This is a genomic window from Geobacter sp. AOG1 (assembly GCF_019972315.1).
In the GTDB taxonomy this organism is placed as follows: domain Bacteria; phylum Desulfobacterota; class Desulfuromonadia; order Geobacterales; family Geobacteraceae; genus Geomobilimonas.
Genome location: NZ_BLIZ01000001.1, coordinates 3,191,892 through 3,204,670 on the forward strand (window position 1 = coordinate 3,191,892; position 12,779 = coordinate 3,204,670).

12 protein-coding genes are annotated in these 12,779 nt (G+C 59.3%); 1 reads left to right on the forward strand and 11 read right to left on the reverse strand.

Translation table 11 applies throughout. From position 1 onward, the window contains the following. Positions 1-3 precede the first annotated feature (3 nt). The 11 genes from mrdA to LDN04_RS14590 form a co-directional block, all read right to left on the reverse strand. Positions 4-1,923, reverse strand: coding sequence for a penicillin-binding protein 2 (mrdA, locus tag LDN04_RS14540; protein WP_223912123.1), 1,920 nt, complete (start codon positions 1,921-1,923; stop codon positions 4-6). Next, positions 1,920-2,408, reverse strand: coding sequence for a rod shape-determining protein MreD (mreD, locus tag LDN04_RS14545; protein ID WP_223912125.1), 489 nt, complete (start codon positions 2,406-2,408; stop codon positions 1,920-1,922). Before mreD ends, mrdA begins: the two co-directional genes overlap by 4 nt. Positions 2,409-2,419: 11 nt before the next feature. Further along, positions 2,420-3,244, reverse strand: a complete 825-nt coding sequence (gene mreC / locus LDN04_RS14550) for a rod shape-determining protein MreC (protein ID WP_223912127.1) — start codon at positions 3,242-3,244, stop codon at positions 2,420-2,422. Between the two features lie 74 nt (positions 3,245-3,318). Then, complete coding sequence (locus LDN04_RS14555) at positions 3,319-3,807, reverse strand: dTDP-4-dehydrorhamnose 3,5-epimerase family protein (RefSeq protein WP_223912129.1); 489 nt, start codon at positions 3,805-3,807, stop codon at positions 3,319-3,321. Further along, positions 3,804-4,703 (reverse strand): glucose-1-phosphate thymidylyltransferase RfbA, encoded by a 900-nt coding sequence (gene rfbA, locus LDN04_RS14560; protein ID WP_223912131.1) that lies wholly within the window; start codon positions 4,701-4,703, stop codon positions 3,804-3,806. The genes LDN04_RS14555 and rfbA overlap by 4 nt, the downstream gene beginning before the upstream one ends. 86 nt (positions 4,704-4,789) lie before the next feature. After that, positions 4,790-5,365 (reverse strand): D-glycero-beta-D-manno-heptose 1,7-bisphosphate 7-phosphatase, encoded by a 576-nt coding sequence (gene gmhB, locus LDN04_RS14565; RefSeq protein WP_223912134.1) that lies wholly within the window; start codon positions 5,363-5,365, stop codon positions 4,790-4,792. A gap of 135 nt (positions 5,366-5,500) precedes the next feature. Next, a complete protein-coding gene (gene hldE / locus LDN04_RS14570; RefSeq protein ID WP_223912137.1) occupies positions 5,501-6,967 on the reverse strand; it encodes a bifunctional D-glycero-beta-D-manno-heptose-7-phosphate kinase/D-glycero-beta-D-manno-heptose 1-phosphate adenylyltransferase HldE in 1,467 nt (488 codons plus the stop codon). Positions 6,968-7,028: 61 nt separating this feature from the next. Beyond that, a complete protein-coding gene (locus LDN04_RS14575; protein ID WP_223912140.1) occupies positions 7,029-7,985 on the reverse strand; it encodes a hypothetical protein in 957 nt (318 codons plus the stop codon). A 32-nt stretch (positions 7,986-8,017) separates the two neighbouring features. Beyond that, positions 8,018-8,605 carry a D-sedoheptulose 7-phosphate isomerase gene (gene gmhA, locus LDN04_RS14580; RefSeq protein ID WP_223912143.1) on the reverse strand — a complete coding sequence of 196 codons (588 nt, stop codon included), beginning with the start codon at positions 8,603-8,605 and terminating at the stop codon, positions 8,018-8,020. A gap of 28 nt (positions 8,606-8,633) precedes the next feature. Further along, complete coding sequence (locus LDN04_RS14585; RefSeq protein ID WP_223912146.1) at positions 8,634-9,719, reverse strand: glycosyltransferase family 2 protein; 1,086 nt, start codon at positions 9,717-9,719, stop codon at positions 8,634-8,636. 135 nt (positions 9,720-9,854) lie between these two features. Further along, positions 9,855-10,898 (reverse strand): rod shape-determining protein, encoded by a 1,044-nt coding sequence (locus LDN04_RS14590; protein WP_214176008.1) that lies wholly within the window; start codon positions 10,896-10,898, stop codon positions 9,855-9,857. A 285-nt stretch (positions 10,899-11,183) separates the two neighbouring features. On the opposite strand from LDN04_RS14590, the gene LDN04_RS14595 reads away from it, so the two are divergent. Then, positions 11,184-12,770: a peptidylprolyl isomerase gene (locus tag LDN04_RS14595; RefSeq protein ID WP_223912149.1), complete on the forward strand. Its 1,587-nt coding sequence runs from the start codon at positions 11,184-11,186 to the stop codon at positions 12,768-12,770. Positions 12,771-12,779: the final 9 nt, after the last annotated feature.

Genomic DNA, 12,779 nt, shown 5'->3' on the forward strand with positions numbered 1-12,779 from the left:
CCCTCAGTCTCCCCGCACCGTTTCCCTGTGGCTGTTTTCCGGCACTACCGCCTCACTCCCCACGTCACTCGCATCTTGCTCCTCACTACCTCTTGAAACCGGAGACTTGATGACACCCTTCCCTTCGAAATAGGCACGCAGGATGTTGCCGACGATGGGAGCCGCCGCCGAACCGCCATGTTCGCCATGCTCGACCACAACGGCCACGGCAATTTCCGGCTTGTCATAAGGGGCAAAGGCGACAAAGAGGGCATGGTCGCGATACTGATACGGCACGTTCCCCTGACTGTCGCGCATTTTAACGACCTGGGAGGTACCGGACTTACCGGCTACTTTCACTTCATAGAGACGGGCCATGCCACCGGTGCCGCGCGGTTCATTGACCACCGCCAGGAGACCTTCCTTGACCTTCCGGAAAAGTCCCGGGGGGAGCGCCACTTTCTTCAGCACTTCGGGAGCTATCTCCTTTATCACCCGTCCATCCGGGTCCACCACCCGTTTCACCAGATGGGGGCGGTAGATAGTTCCGTCGGTGGCAACACCGGCAATCATGGCCGCCAGCTGAATCGGAGTCGTGAGGGTATACCCTTGGCCAATGGACACCGGCAAGGTTTCTCCCCGAAACCACTTCTTCTTGTATTTTTTCTCTTTCCAGTCGGTGGTAGGGATGAGCCCTCCCCTTTCGTTCTCCAGCCCGATCCCCATGGGGGCACCCAAACCAAACTCTCGGGCATATGCGGCGATCCGGTCCACCCCCAGCCGTTCTCCCAGCTGATAGAAGTAGACGTCACACGACTCCTTGAGAGCCCGTTTCAGGTTGACCGACCCGTGCCCCTTCTTGTCCCAGCACTTGAAGGTATCTTTACCAACGGTATAGGCCCCATTGCAGACCACTGAGGTATTCTCGTCGATGAGCCCTTCCTTCAATCCCGCCAGGGCCGTGATGACCTTGAAGGTGGAGCCGGGGGGATACTGCCCTTTCAGAGCCTTGTTCTCCAAAGGGTGACGTTTGTCTTCCAGGTAGGTTTGCCACTGCTTGGGAGACATGTGTCCGGTGAACAGGGAAGGATCGAAGCCGGGATTGCTGACAAAGGCGAGAATTTCGCCGCTGTTGACATCCATGGCCACCGCAGCACCTGCCTTGTCGCCGAATGACTGCTCGGCACGTTTCTGCAGGTCACGGTCAATGGTAAGGACGATGCTGTTGCCGATCGTCGGGCTTGTCTCACTGATGGTACGCAAATACCTGCCCCGCGCGTCGACCTCGATCTGCCTGCCACCGTCGGAACCGTGCAGATAACTTTCCCAATTCCGCTCGATCCCACTTTTGCCGACGTAATCTCCCGGGTTATAGGCCTGGTACTCTTCCTTGTCTAGTTCCGCTTCGGATATCTCTCCCAGGTAACCGAGGAGATGGGCGGCCAGCTGGCCGTTGCCGTACTCCCGGATCGGTTTCATCTCCAGGTCCAGACCCGGGAGCCGCAAACGGTTCTCTTCCAGGTATTCCAGCTGTTCGCGACTGATACCCGAAGCGAGGATGATGGGATAAAACTTGGCGCGCCCCTTCCCTTTCTCCCATTTGATCCGCAGTTCCTCCGGGTCGAGATCGAGGTGCCGGGCGAGGCTGTTCAGGAGAGCATCCTTGTCCTTCACATCCTGGGGAACCACTGCCACACTGAATGAAGGGGTATTGTTAACAAGCACCTTGCCGTTACGATCGAGGATTGCGCCGCGTGAGGCCGCCACGGGCACGAAACGGAGCCGGTTATTCTCGGAAAGCTCCCGCAGGTTCTCCGATTCTATGATCTGCAGATACCAGAGACGGGAAAGCAGCACGAGGAACACGGCAGCAACGGCGATGGACATGCCGAACACCCGCCGGCGAGGCTCTTTTACCTCACGTATGTAACGTTGCCCTTTCATGGCTGCACCACCGCTCCCCTACGGGCCGCAAGAGTGAGCACGACCGACGTGGCAAGGGCATTGACGAGCGCCTGGGGAAGCAGAGCGGGAAGGATGGCGGAATAGATACCGGGAGCGGCGGAAAAGAGAAGCAACAGCAGGAGTTGGAGTATGCCGTTGCCGAGGGACGCCAGGAACACCACGAGTATCATCAGGTAGCGGCTGTCGGTGTAGAGACGGTGGGCAATGCTCTGCAAAATAATGAACATGACGAGATAGGTAAAACCATTGAGTCCGAGATAGAGGCCACTGAAGGTATCCTGCAGCAGGCCGAGCAGGAAAACGATCGCCCCTCCAAGGGGGGACTGTTTGCGCAATCCCACCCAGGCGACTACGGTAACCAGCAGGTTGGGCTGAAATGGGTCACGCAGATAGGCAGGCAGAAGTGTCATCTGCAAGAGCAATGCGGCAACAATGAGAACGATGAACTTCACATATCTCAACATGGGGAGGGCCGTTAATCGTCGCGCCGCTGCAACAGCACGATGACCTCTTCGAGGCGGGTTATGTTGACTGCGGGACGAACTTCGATGGTCTGAAAGATGCCGTATTCACCCTTCTTCACCATGGCAACCTCTCCGACAGCCAACCCCTTGGGGAAGACACCGCCAACCCCCGAGGTGATGATCGTATCGCCTACCTTCACATCCTCTTCCCGCAGGGTAAATTCGAGCGAACAGCGGCCACTCCCCTTCCCTTTGACCACGCCGCGGGCCCGGGACCTCTGGATCGTTCCTGCCACGGAACTTGCGTTATCCGTGAGGAGAAGGACTCGGGAACTGTTGGCAGCCACCTTGACGACCTGGCCGACCACCCCCTCCGCAACGACCACCGGCATACCCTCCTGCAGACCATCTGCGGCTCCCCGGTTGATGGTAAGCGTCTTGAACCAGGGGGCTCCGTCTTCGCCAATGACTGATGCTGCCAGGACAGGCGCATGGAGAGAGCTTTTCAGATCCAGGAGTTTCTGTAACCGCTCGTTGGCGAGGAGCGCCTCGTGACTCTCCAGGAGCCGGCCGTTGAGAATCTTGACGCTCTCCCGCAGCTCCTTGTTCTCCCGTCGCACGTCAACCAGATCGACATAGTCGTTCCAGACACCGACGATCGCCCGGTTCGCCGCGGCAATCCCGCTCTGCAGAGGGGCTGTGAGATTGAGCACAGACCGCTCGAAGATATTGGCATGCGCCCGGTTCTTCAAGTGAAGGGAGTAGAAAAGGAATGCCAGCAGCAGAACCCCTCCCGTCACCAGGTGAATGCGATATTTTTTGAGAAGTTCCCACATATCAGGTCAGAAATTCGCAAGGGGAGGCAGGCTGCCTCCCCTCCGTCACTCTCGTTTTCGTTGTGAATCCACGGTTAGTCAAGGTAAAAAGGAGAACCGGTCTTTTCCTCGTGGCGGATCTCGTCCACCGGCGACTTCTTGCTCTCGCCGGCATAGAGCCGGTTCGGAGCATTGAAAACAATCCCGTTGTCTCCACCGATGTTCCGGTAGGCATGAACCACCCCTGGAGGGACAATCACCGTCAGAGGACTGTCCACCCCTCCGTAGAGTACCTGTTTGACTCCGCACGTGGGGGATTCCGGACGGTGGTCCCACAGATAGACCTTGAAGTTCGATGGTCCCATGAAGCAGAAATAGTCGGTCTGGTCCAGATGCTCGTGGGGTCCGCGGGCAACCCCCGGCTGGGTCATGGAGAGATAGGCCATGACCGGCATAACCTGGGGATCGAGTTCGTCGCTCCGGAACAGTTCGGCGAGCCACCCTCGCTCATCGAGGAATTTGGCGAGGGGACGCACCACCACATCGTGGATTTTCCCTTTGGTAAACTCCCGGGACCGGGTCATGGTTTTCCTCCCTTTCCGCACAATTCGGTTTCGTTATACACCCGTACCAGGTACTCACGGTAACTGGAATTGGGGGTGTTTTCAATGGCCCGTGCCATCCCCTGGCAGTCGATGAACCCCATGCGGAGGGCCACTTCCTCAAGACAAGCGATCTTCAGCCCCTGCCGTGCCTCCAGGGTGCCGATGAAATGGCTCGCCTCAAGAAGGCTCTGGTGGGTGCCGGTATCGAGCCAGGCAATTCCGCGACCGAGCTTTTCCACCTGCAGTTCACCCCGACGCAGGTATTCGAGGTTGACGTCCGTTATCTCCAGTTCTCCGCGGGGAGACGGAGCCAGATTTCGGGCAATATCAACCACCCTGCCGTCATACAGGTAGAGACCCGGCACTGCGTAATTGGTTTTGGGCCGGGCCGGCTTTTCCTCGATGCCGATGGCCTTCCCCTGGCTGTCGAACTCCACCACGCCGTACCGCTCCGGGTCCTGCACGTAGTAACCGAATATCTTCGCTCCGGAAGTAAATCGAGAGACGATCTGGTCAAGCTCCATCTTGCCATAGAATATGTTGTCACCGAGGATGAGGCAGACAGGGTCGGTCCCGATGAACTCTTCGCCCACCAGGAATGCCTGGGCGATCCCCCTCGGTTCCGGCTGGACCTTGTAGGTAAGGCGGATCCCCCAGCGGGACCCGTCACCCAGGAGCGCCTCGAAACGGGGAGTGTCGTGGGGGGTGGAGATGATGAGGATGTCGTCGATCCCCGCCATCATGAGGGTGGCAAGGGGATAGTAGATCATCGGCTTGTCGTAGACCGGCTGCAACTGCTTGCTCGCCACCAGGGTGAGGGGGTAGAGCCTGCTTCCCGCCCCACCCGCAAGGATTATCCCTTTTTTCAGCGCCATAGACCTTCCACCTTTACAAGTAATCTTCCGCGACAAAATCGCCGGGTACCTGACACTGGTATCACCGCACGATGAATGCAGTCAAATTAAACACGGCCTGCGACAATCGCTTTAGCCGCTGCCAGGAGGTCATCGCAGACCGGCACGCCTTCAGGAACCTTTCCCGCCTCCCTCTCACCATAACCTGTCCTGACCAGGATGGACCGGCAACCGGCAGCCAGTCCCGCTTCCACATCGGCAAGCTTGTCGCCGACGATGAAGGACCTCCCGAGGTCGAGCCCGAAATCACGGGCCGCCTGGACAAGCATCCCCGGCAGGGGTTTGCGACAGTCGCACGCCGTGCGGTATTCACCGACTCCTTCCACGGGATGGTGGGGACAGAAGTAATAGGCATCCACACCGGCATCGTGCAGTGCCAGTTCCCCGTCCAGATGCCGGTGCAGTGCCTCCACCGCCTGCTCGCCATAATAGCCGCGGGCCACCCCCGACTGGTTGGTGACCACGATCACCCGGAACCCGGCCGTACGGAGAAGGCGGATCGCCTCCGGAACCCCGGGGATGAACTCGAACTCCTCGGGGCGGTGCAGATACTCCTTCTCCACGTTGATGGTACCGTCCCGGTCAAGGAAGACCGCCCGTTTGAAGTTTTCGTCTTGTTCCATACTAACTCACACCCAACTGAAGCGACTATTTTGTGCTCTGGCAAGGCTGTCGAGCGTCTGCGCGGAGGCGTAGCACACGCTACGCCGCACAAGCAGACGCGAAGACTTACGCAGCCAGAGCGCAAAAGAGGCGTTTCAACCGTAGGTCTGGAGTATCTTCTCGATGATATTCGTCGTCGACTTCCCGTCCACGAACTCCACCAGTTCCACCCTGCCGCCATAGGACTCGACCACATCCTTGCCGACAACCCCGTCGGGGGTGTAATCTCCCCCCTTTACCAGCACGAGCGGTTTAAGGGTTTCGATGAGCCGGAGTGGCGTCTCCTCGTCGAAGATCACCACGTAATCGATGCAGTCGAGGGCGGCCAGGATGTGCGCACGTTCCGTTTCCCCGATGAGAGGACGACGCTCCCCCTTGAGGCGGCGGACCGATGCGTCACTGTTCAGCCCCAGCACCAGCAGGTCGCCGAAGGTACGCGCCTTCTGCAGGTACTTCACATGTCCGGCATGGAGAAGGTCGAAACAGCCGTTGGTGAAGACAACCCGCTTCCCCTTCCGCTTTTCCTCGTCGATGATGACGGACAGCACATCCAGATTCTTTATCTTGGTATTGCTGTCCCGATGGCTATGGCTCACCTCGTTGATGATTTCGGCAGGGGAGACGGTGGATGTCCCCACCTTGCCAACGGCTATCCCGGCAGCTACATTGGCCAACCGGGATGCCTCGCCGAAACCGAGACCGCAGGCAAGGGCCAGACCCAGCACCGCCAGAACCGTGTCTCCGGCACCGGTGACATCAAATACCTCGCGGGCGACGGTCGGTATATGGTCAATGGAGCCATCCTTGAGGAAGAGGGACATCCCCTGCTCGCTCCGGGTGACGAGCAGGCCGTCCAGCGCCAGGTCGTGCAGCAGGGAAGTTCCGGCCCCGACCAGGCTCGCTTCGTCCCGGATCGGAATGTGGGAGGCGATCTCGGCCTCCTTCCGGTTGGGGGTCAGGATGGTCGCTCCGCGGTATTTGGCGTAATCATTTCCCTTGGGGTCAACCACCACCGGCACTCCCGCCCGGCGGCAGCTTTCGACAAGGCTTGCCAGCACACGGTGGGTCAGGACCCCTTTCAGGTAGTCGGAGACAAGCACGACATCGTAATTTTTGACCTGGGCCTGGAGATAGGCGATGACGCACGATTCGAACTCTGCACCGAGCGGTTCCCGGGACTCCCGGTCGATCCGGACGATCTGCTGGTTGGCGGCGAGTACCCGGGTCTTTTTGCTCGTGGTCCGTTCCAGGTCCTCGAACAGACCGCTCACGTCAACCCCTTTGCCGCTGAAGGCATGGCGGAGCATAGTGCCATTGTCGTCACCGCCGATGACGCTGCAGACCCCTACCTGGCAGCCGAGGGCCACCAGATTGTTGATGACGTTGCCCGCCCCGCCGAGTCGCATGTCCTCGCGGGTGATATCAACCACCTGGACCGGTGCCTCCGGGGAGATACGCTCGGCCCTCCCCCAGAGATACTCGTCGAGCATCAGGTCGCCGACCACCAGGGCCTTGATCTCCCGCGCCCGGGCAAAGAGCGATTCTATTTCCTTGCGTTCCATGTTTTCCCCGTAGAAGCAGGCCAATTGTGCCTGTCCGAAAAACAGGGCGGTTGGGCCGCCCCTACCGTTTTCCGTTGAGCCTATCCAGTATTCCCGCCGCCAGGAGCGGCAGCATGATCTCGTGGTGCCCCGTAATGGTATACCCCCTGCTCTGACCGGAGGTCGGGCGTTTGACTACGTTCTGCAACGGCCGGTAATGCTGCTGCATGTCGAAGTTGGCGGTGGTGAAATGATCCACGTGATGCCCCAGGTTCTGGGCGATGGAAAGCGCCTTGAGAAAGACCTCGGGCAACAGGACCGCGCTCCCCACGTTGAGATAGACGCCGCCGTCACCCAGTTCCGCCACCACCGACGCCAGGATACGAAAATCGGTATAGCTCGCCTGGCCGATGACCGATCCGTCCGCGGACGGATGCTGGTGGATAATGTCCGTCCCCAACGCCACATGCACCGTCGCCGGGATCTCCCGTTCGACGCAGGTGGCAAGAAGGCTATACTCGCGACAGGCGTTCTGGTTGGCAATGATGAAACGCCCCACCGCCTCGCCGAATCCGAGACCGGCCGCCACCCCTTCCCTGACGGCACGGTTGATGTCGCGGCCGGTTTCCTCCGCCATGCCGAAGGTGCCACAGTGGAGAACGGCTCCCACGTCCTCGCTGGTAGCGCCGATAAGGGAAAGCTCGTAGTCATGGACGGCGCCGGCACCGTTCAGGGCCACGGCGGTAATCACATCCGCCTCGATGAGACTTTTCAGGACCGGCTGCAGGCCGCACTTGAGGACATGGGCTCCCATGGCCACGACCACCGGTTTTCCCTTGGCCCGTGCCGCAACGACAGCGTCGATGACACGCAGCAGATCCCGGGAGCCGAGCTGGTCGGGAAGCGCCGCCAGCAGGTCGGCCACGCTCATGCCGGCGGAAACCGGCCGGGCAAAGTGTTCGGCGGCGGTGACCTTGTTCTGCCGTTCCCGCAGAGGATAGGTCTTTACCCCGCTCAGGTCTATTGGTCGGTATTTCATGGCACCTTCCCGGAAAGTTTAATCATCTGGCATCAGGGTTTCGTTGCGGCATCACCGAACATTCTGCGCTCCACCAGGTCACAGAGGATATGGATCATGGTGATATGCCCCTCCTGAATGCGGGGGGTATCCTGGCTCGGCATGGTCAGCTCCAGGTCGACCACCGGCCCGATGGTTCCACCGTCGCGGCCGAGAAGGCCGATCGTCCGGCAACCCATCTCCCGGGCCAGGGTCAGGGCAGTCAGGACGTTGGGCGAATTGCCGCTCGTCGAGATGCCGACAACCACGTCACCGGGTGCCGCCAGCGCCTCTACCTGGCGCCGAAACACCTGATCGAAGCCGTAGTCATTGCCGATCGCCGTCAGAATGGAGGTATCGGTAGTCAGGGCAATGGCCGGCAGAGCGCGCCGTTCCAGCTTGAAGCGGCCGACGATCTCGGCCGCCAGGTGCTGGGCGTCTCCGGCGGAACCGCCGTTGCCCATGACGAGCAGCTTGTTCCCTCCCGCAAGGGCAGTCGCCACCAGGTCCACCGCGGCAGCCAGCCGTTCCGTCAACCGGGTCTCAACAAGTTCCATAACCTGGCAGTGGGACTGAAGCTGTGCCTTAATTTCACGTATCATGGGAAAGACTCCGTTCTTCGGCAATTTATCACGAACCGGCGCAAATAGCAGCCCCTTTGTCGGGGTTATACCGCTCGGCAGTCTCACTATTCACCCGGCGCGCCAGGTCGGCGAAGGGGATGGCATCCGCCGCACCGGGAAAGGGAATGCCGTCAATGCCAGTCACCGCAGTCAGGGTAGAATGCTCGGCGGTAAGTGCCGCCAGCACCTTCGACGCCCCCCTCTCCGGCATGATGCGGGGAAGGCAGTGCACCCTGATATTGTCATGTCGGTCGACAAATCCCGCCTGCTGCATAGCACGGTAAAGCTGCAGGCGGACCAGCAGGTGGAACTGGCACCCCTGGCGCGCCCCCGTGAGAATGACGGGGAACTTCTGTTCAACGACATTGAGATCGGCTCCCTGGGGAAAATGGAGGCAGTAAGCCAACTCCTCTCCCCATTTTTGCCGGTAAAGCGTCATGCTCCGTTGCAACGCCTCGGCACGCCGCACTTCTGAACCGAACAAAATCTCATCACGATACAACACCACGCTTGCAGGAACGGACCATGTCAGAGAACCTGCCGCAAAAGCCCGCCGGGAGTAATCCTTGAGACACCAGACCCCGCCGTCCATCTCTTCCGAGAGGCCGCCGATCCGCTCGAAGAGCTCCTTCTTCACGAGCATGACGGCCAGATTGCCATGACTCACCTCATGCGGTGCCGCCGGCTCCTGGCGGTGAGCACCGCTTCGCCCCCCGTTGTCCTGAATAAGGTGCGGTGTAACGACGCCGGCCTCGGGGTGACGCTCGGCAAAAGCTACGAGCGGTTCCAGCCAGCCAGCCGTGACACGGGATGTGTTCCTGACGACAATCGAAATGTCCGCCTCTGCCCGGGCAAGCCCCCGGTTGACGGCCCGGATATACCCCTGGTTGACGTCGTTACGGAGCAACAGAGCCCGATCATCGAGTATTTCCGCAAATTCCTGGAGAAGCCGCTCCGTCTCGCGGTCGCTGCCATTATCCACGAGAATGAGGCGGGCTCCGGGCGTATGCTCCATGAGGGTGACGAGGCAGTCGCGAGTTTCTACCGGCCGGTTCCATACCGGTACTATGATGTCGATGGAATGCGAATTCACTGCACGCTCTGGTTTCCGGTCACGGTCCATTGAATGAATAAGGGATGAAAGTAGGGAGAATAATGAGCGGGCGGGTATGGTTAAAGGTGATAAAGGGGCGGTGCAGAAGTTTCTGCACCGCCCCTTTATCCGTACTTATGAACTGACCGCCACGCTACGGAGCAGATTGAGTTCGTCGAGCACCTTGCCGGAGCCGAGGACTACGCAGGAAAGGGGGTCCTCAGCAGTCACAACAGGGAGACCGGTCTCTTCACGCAGAAGCACGTCGAGATTGCGGAGCAGTGCCCCTCCTCCGGCCAGTACGATCCCCTTGTCGACGATATCGGCCGCCAGTTCGGGGGGAGTGCGCTCCAGACAGATACGGACCGCATCGACAATGGCATTGACCGGCTCGGAAAGTGCGTCCCGGATCTCGTCGGAGTTGATTTCCTGTGTCTTGGGGATGCCGGACACGAGGTCGCGCCCCTTGACCTCCATGGTCTTCACCTCGTCCCCCGCGAAGGCCTCGCCGATCTCGATCTTGATGATCTCCGCCATCCGGTCGCCAATGAGGAGATTGTACTTGCGCTTGATGTACTGGACGATCGCCTCGTCCATCTTGTCGCCGCCAACCCGCACCGACTTGGTGTAGACAATGCCGGCAAGGGAGATGACCGCCACCTCGGTGGTCCCACCGCCTATGTCGACAATCATGTTGCCGGAAGCCTCGGTGATGGGAAGTCCGGCGCCGATAGCTGCCGCCATCGGCTCCTCGATCAGGTAAACCTCGCGGGCGCCTGCCGATTCGGCCGACTCCTTGACCGCCCGCTTTTCAACCTGAGTGATCCCCGACGGGACACAGATGACGATGCGTGGCCGTACCAGGGTCTTGCGGTTGTGGACCTTGTGGATGAAGTAGCGGAGCATCTCTTCGGTGATGTCAAAATCGGCGATGACCCCGTCTTTCATGGGACGAATGGCGGTAATGCTGCCGGGGGTACGTCCCAGCATCTTCTTCGCTTCCATGCCGACAGCCAGCACCCGCTGTTGACCCGAATGGGTCTTCTGCACCGCCACAACCGACGGTTCCCGAACCACGATCCCCTTACCTTTCAGGTATACCAAGGTATTGGCGGTCCCGAGATCTATGGCAAGGTCGTTGGAAAACATCCCGAACACATAATCAAAGATTTTCAGCATGTAACGTCACTCCTCTCGCGGCCTTGGGCCACATGATATTGCAAAGTGGTGAATAGTAACAAAATCACCCGCCGGTTGCAAGGGATAAAGTAATCAACTAGTTAAATCACTATTTCCCTTGGAACAAGGCCGGCATCTGGTGGTTAAGCAGCCAGCTGCCAGTATTTTTCAACTGACATTTGACATCAACAATGGTTGCTTTTGCACAGCAATTATATTAGTATGCAAGACCGTTCTTCAAACGCCTTCACGCCCATTTTCCCACATAAAAGGAGTCCCCCCGCAATGCTCGGCATCATGAGAAAGTATAAGCAGTCCATTGTTATCAAGATTGTCTTCGGCATCATCGTCCTCTCCTTCGTCGGCACCATATTCCTCGTCTGGGGCCGTGGGGACAGCACGCCCGGCGGCAAGCTCGGCTATGCGGCCAAGGTCGACGGCACGCGGATATCGCTGGAGGATTTCCAGAAATCCTACTACCGCATCAAGACCGTCTATGAACAGATCTATGGACGGTCCCTCACGCCCGAACTGGAAAAACAGATGGGGGTCAAGAAAATGGCCCTCGACAACCTGGTGGACTCCCTGCTCGTCCGGAAAGAGGCAGGCCGGATGGGAATCAAGGTTTCCAAGGAGGAGGTGGCCAGTGCCATCGCCGCCATGCCGGAATTCCAGAAGAACGGTGCCTTCGACTTCCAGCAGTACCAGCAACTCCTCAAGGCGAGCCGCATCACCCCCAACGATTTCGAAGCCTCCCAGAAAGAAGAGTTGCTGATCAAGAAGGCCCGTCAGAAAATCAGGGACAAGGCCGAGGTGAGCGACGACGAAGCACTGCAGGCGTTCAAGAAGCAACACGACAAGGTAGATCTGCAGTTCGTCGCCTTCGCCCCGGCCGACGTGCGGAAAGAGGTCAAACTGAGCGACCAGGAGCTTACCGCCTATCTGCAGAGCCACCAGCAGGAATTCAAGACGCCGGAACAGATAATCGTCTCCTATGCGCTGCTGGAGCCGTCGCGGTTAGCGTCAAAAGTGACCGTCACCGACGAAGAGGCACAGGCCTACTATCAGAAGTATATCGACCGCTACCAGGGAAAAGGGGGAATCCTCCCCTACACCGAAGTAAAAGAGCGGGTGAAAACCGATGCCCTCAAGGCCAAGGAAGCAAAACAGGCCTATGAAATGGTGGCAGATGCCGCCAACAAGCACCTGAAGGGAGCGGACCTCGCGGCAGCGGCAGCTTCCCTCGGCATCAAGGTTGCGGAAACCCCTCTCTTCACCGCCGCGGCCCCGGCCGCCGTTCTGGCCAGCGAGACGGAACTGCTCAAGCGCGCCTTCACCCTCAAGGAGGGGGAACTGGGTGGACCGGTTGAAACCGCCAAGGGAATCTACATCTTCAAGATCAAGGAGCGCAAGCCCGCGGCGGTACCGCCGCTTGCCCAGATACGGGATCGGGTGGAAACCCGCGCCGCTGTTGACAAGGCTAAGGAACTGGCAAAGAAAAAGGCCGAAGAGGCCCTTGCCGCCCTGGCGAAGGGGGGCGCCGGCCTGAAGCTTGAAGAAACGGGCAGCTTCGGCTACGTCGCTACGGGTGAGGTGCCGAAGATAGGCAAGTCGCCGGAGATCATGGAAGCGGCCTTCTCACTCGGCTCAAACCAGCCCGTTGCCAAGTCACCGTTCCAGATGGGTGACCGCTGGTACGCCGTGAAGCTCAAGAACCGCCAGGCAGCTGACACCGCCGAATTCAAGAACTCCAAGGAGCAACTCAAGCAGACTCTCCTCCCCAAAAAGCAGCAGGAAGCCCTGGACAGCTGGCTGAAGGAGCTGAAGACCAAGGCAAAGATCGAGATCAACCAGCCCCTTATTGCGGACTGATGCCATTAC

Excerpts from the sequence above, each read along its gene's own strand:
- mrdA (WP_223912123.1), bottom strand. The coding sequence starts at position 1,923 with ATGAAAGGGCAACGTTACATACGTGAGGTAAAAGAGCCTCGCCGGCGG.
- mreD (WP_223912125.1), bottom strand. The coding sequence starts at position 2,408 with ATGTTGAGATATGTGAAGTTCATCGTTCTCATTGTTGCCGCATTGCTC.
- mreC (WP_223912127.1), bottom strand. The coding sequence starts at position 3,244 with ATGTGGGAACTTCTCAAAAAATATCGCATTCACCTGGTGACGGGAGGG.
- LDN04_RS14555 (WP_223912129.1), bottom strand. The coding sequence starts at position 3,807 with ATGACCCGGTCCCGGGAGTTTACCAAAGGGAAAATCCACGATGTGGTG.
- rfbA (WP_223912131.1), bottom strand. The coding sequence starts at position 4,703 with ATGGCGCTGAAAAAAGGGATAATCCTTGCGGGTGGGGCGGGAAGCAGG.
- gmhB (WP_223912134.1), bottom strand. The coding sequence starts at position 5,365 with ATGGAACAAGACGAAAACTTCAAACGGGCGGTCTTCCTTGACCGGGAC.
- hldE (WP_223912137.1), bottom strand. The coding sequence starts at position 6,967 with ATGGAACGCAAGGAAATAGAATCGCTCTTTGCCCGGGCGCGGGAGATC.
- LDN04_RS14575 (WP_223912140.1), bottom strand. The coding sequence starts at position 7,985 with ATGAAATACCGACCAATAGACCTGAGCGGGGTAAAGACCTATCCTCTG.
- gmhA (WP_223912143.1), bottom strand. The coding sequence starts at position 8,605 with ATGATACGTGAAATTAAGGCACAGCTTCAGTCCCACTGCCAGGTTATG.
- LDN04_RS14590 (WP_214176008.1), bottom strand. The coding sequence starts at position 10,898 with ATGCTGAAAATCTTTGATTATGTGTTCGGGATGTTTTCCAACGACCTT.
- LDN04_RS14595 (WP_223912149.1), top strand. The coding sequence starts at position 11,184 with ATGCTCGGCATCATGAGAAAGTATAAGCAGTCCATTGTTATCAAGATT.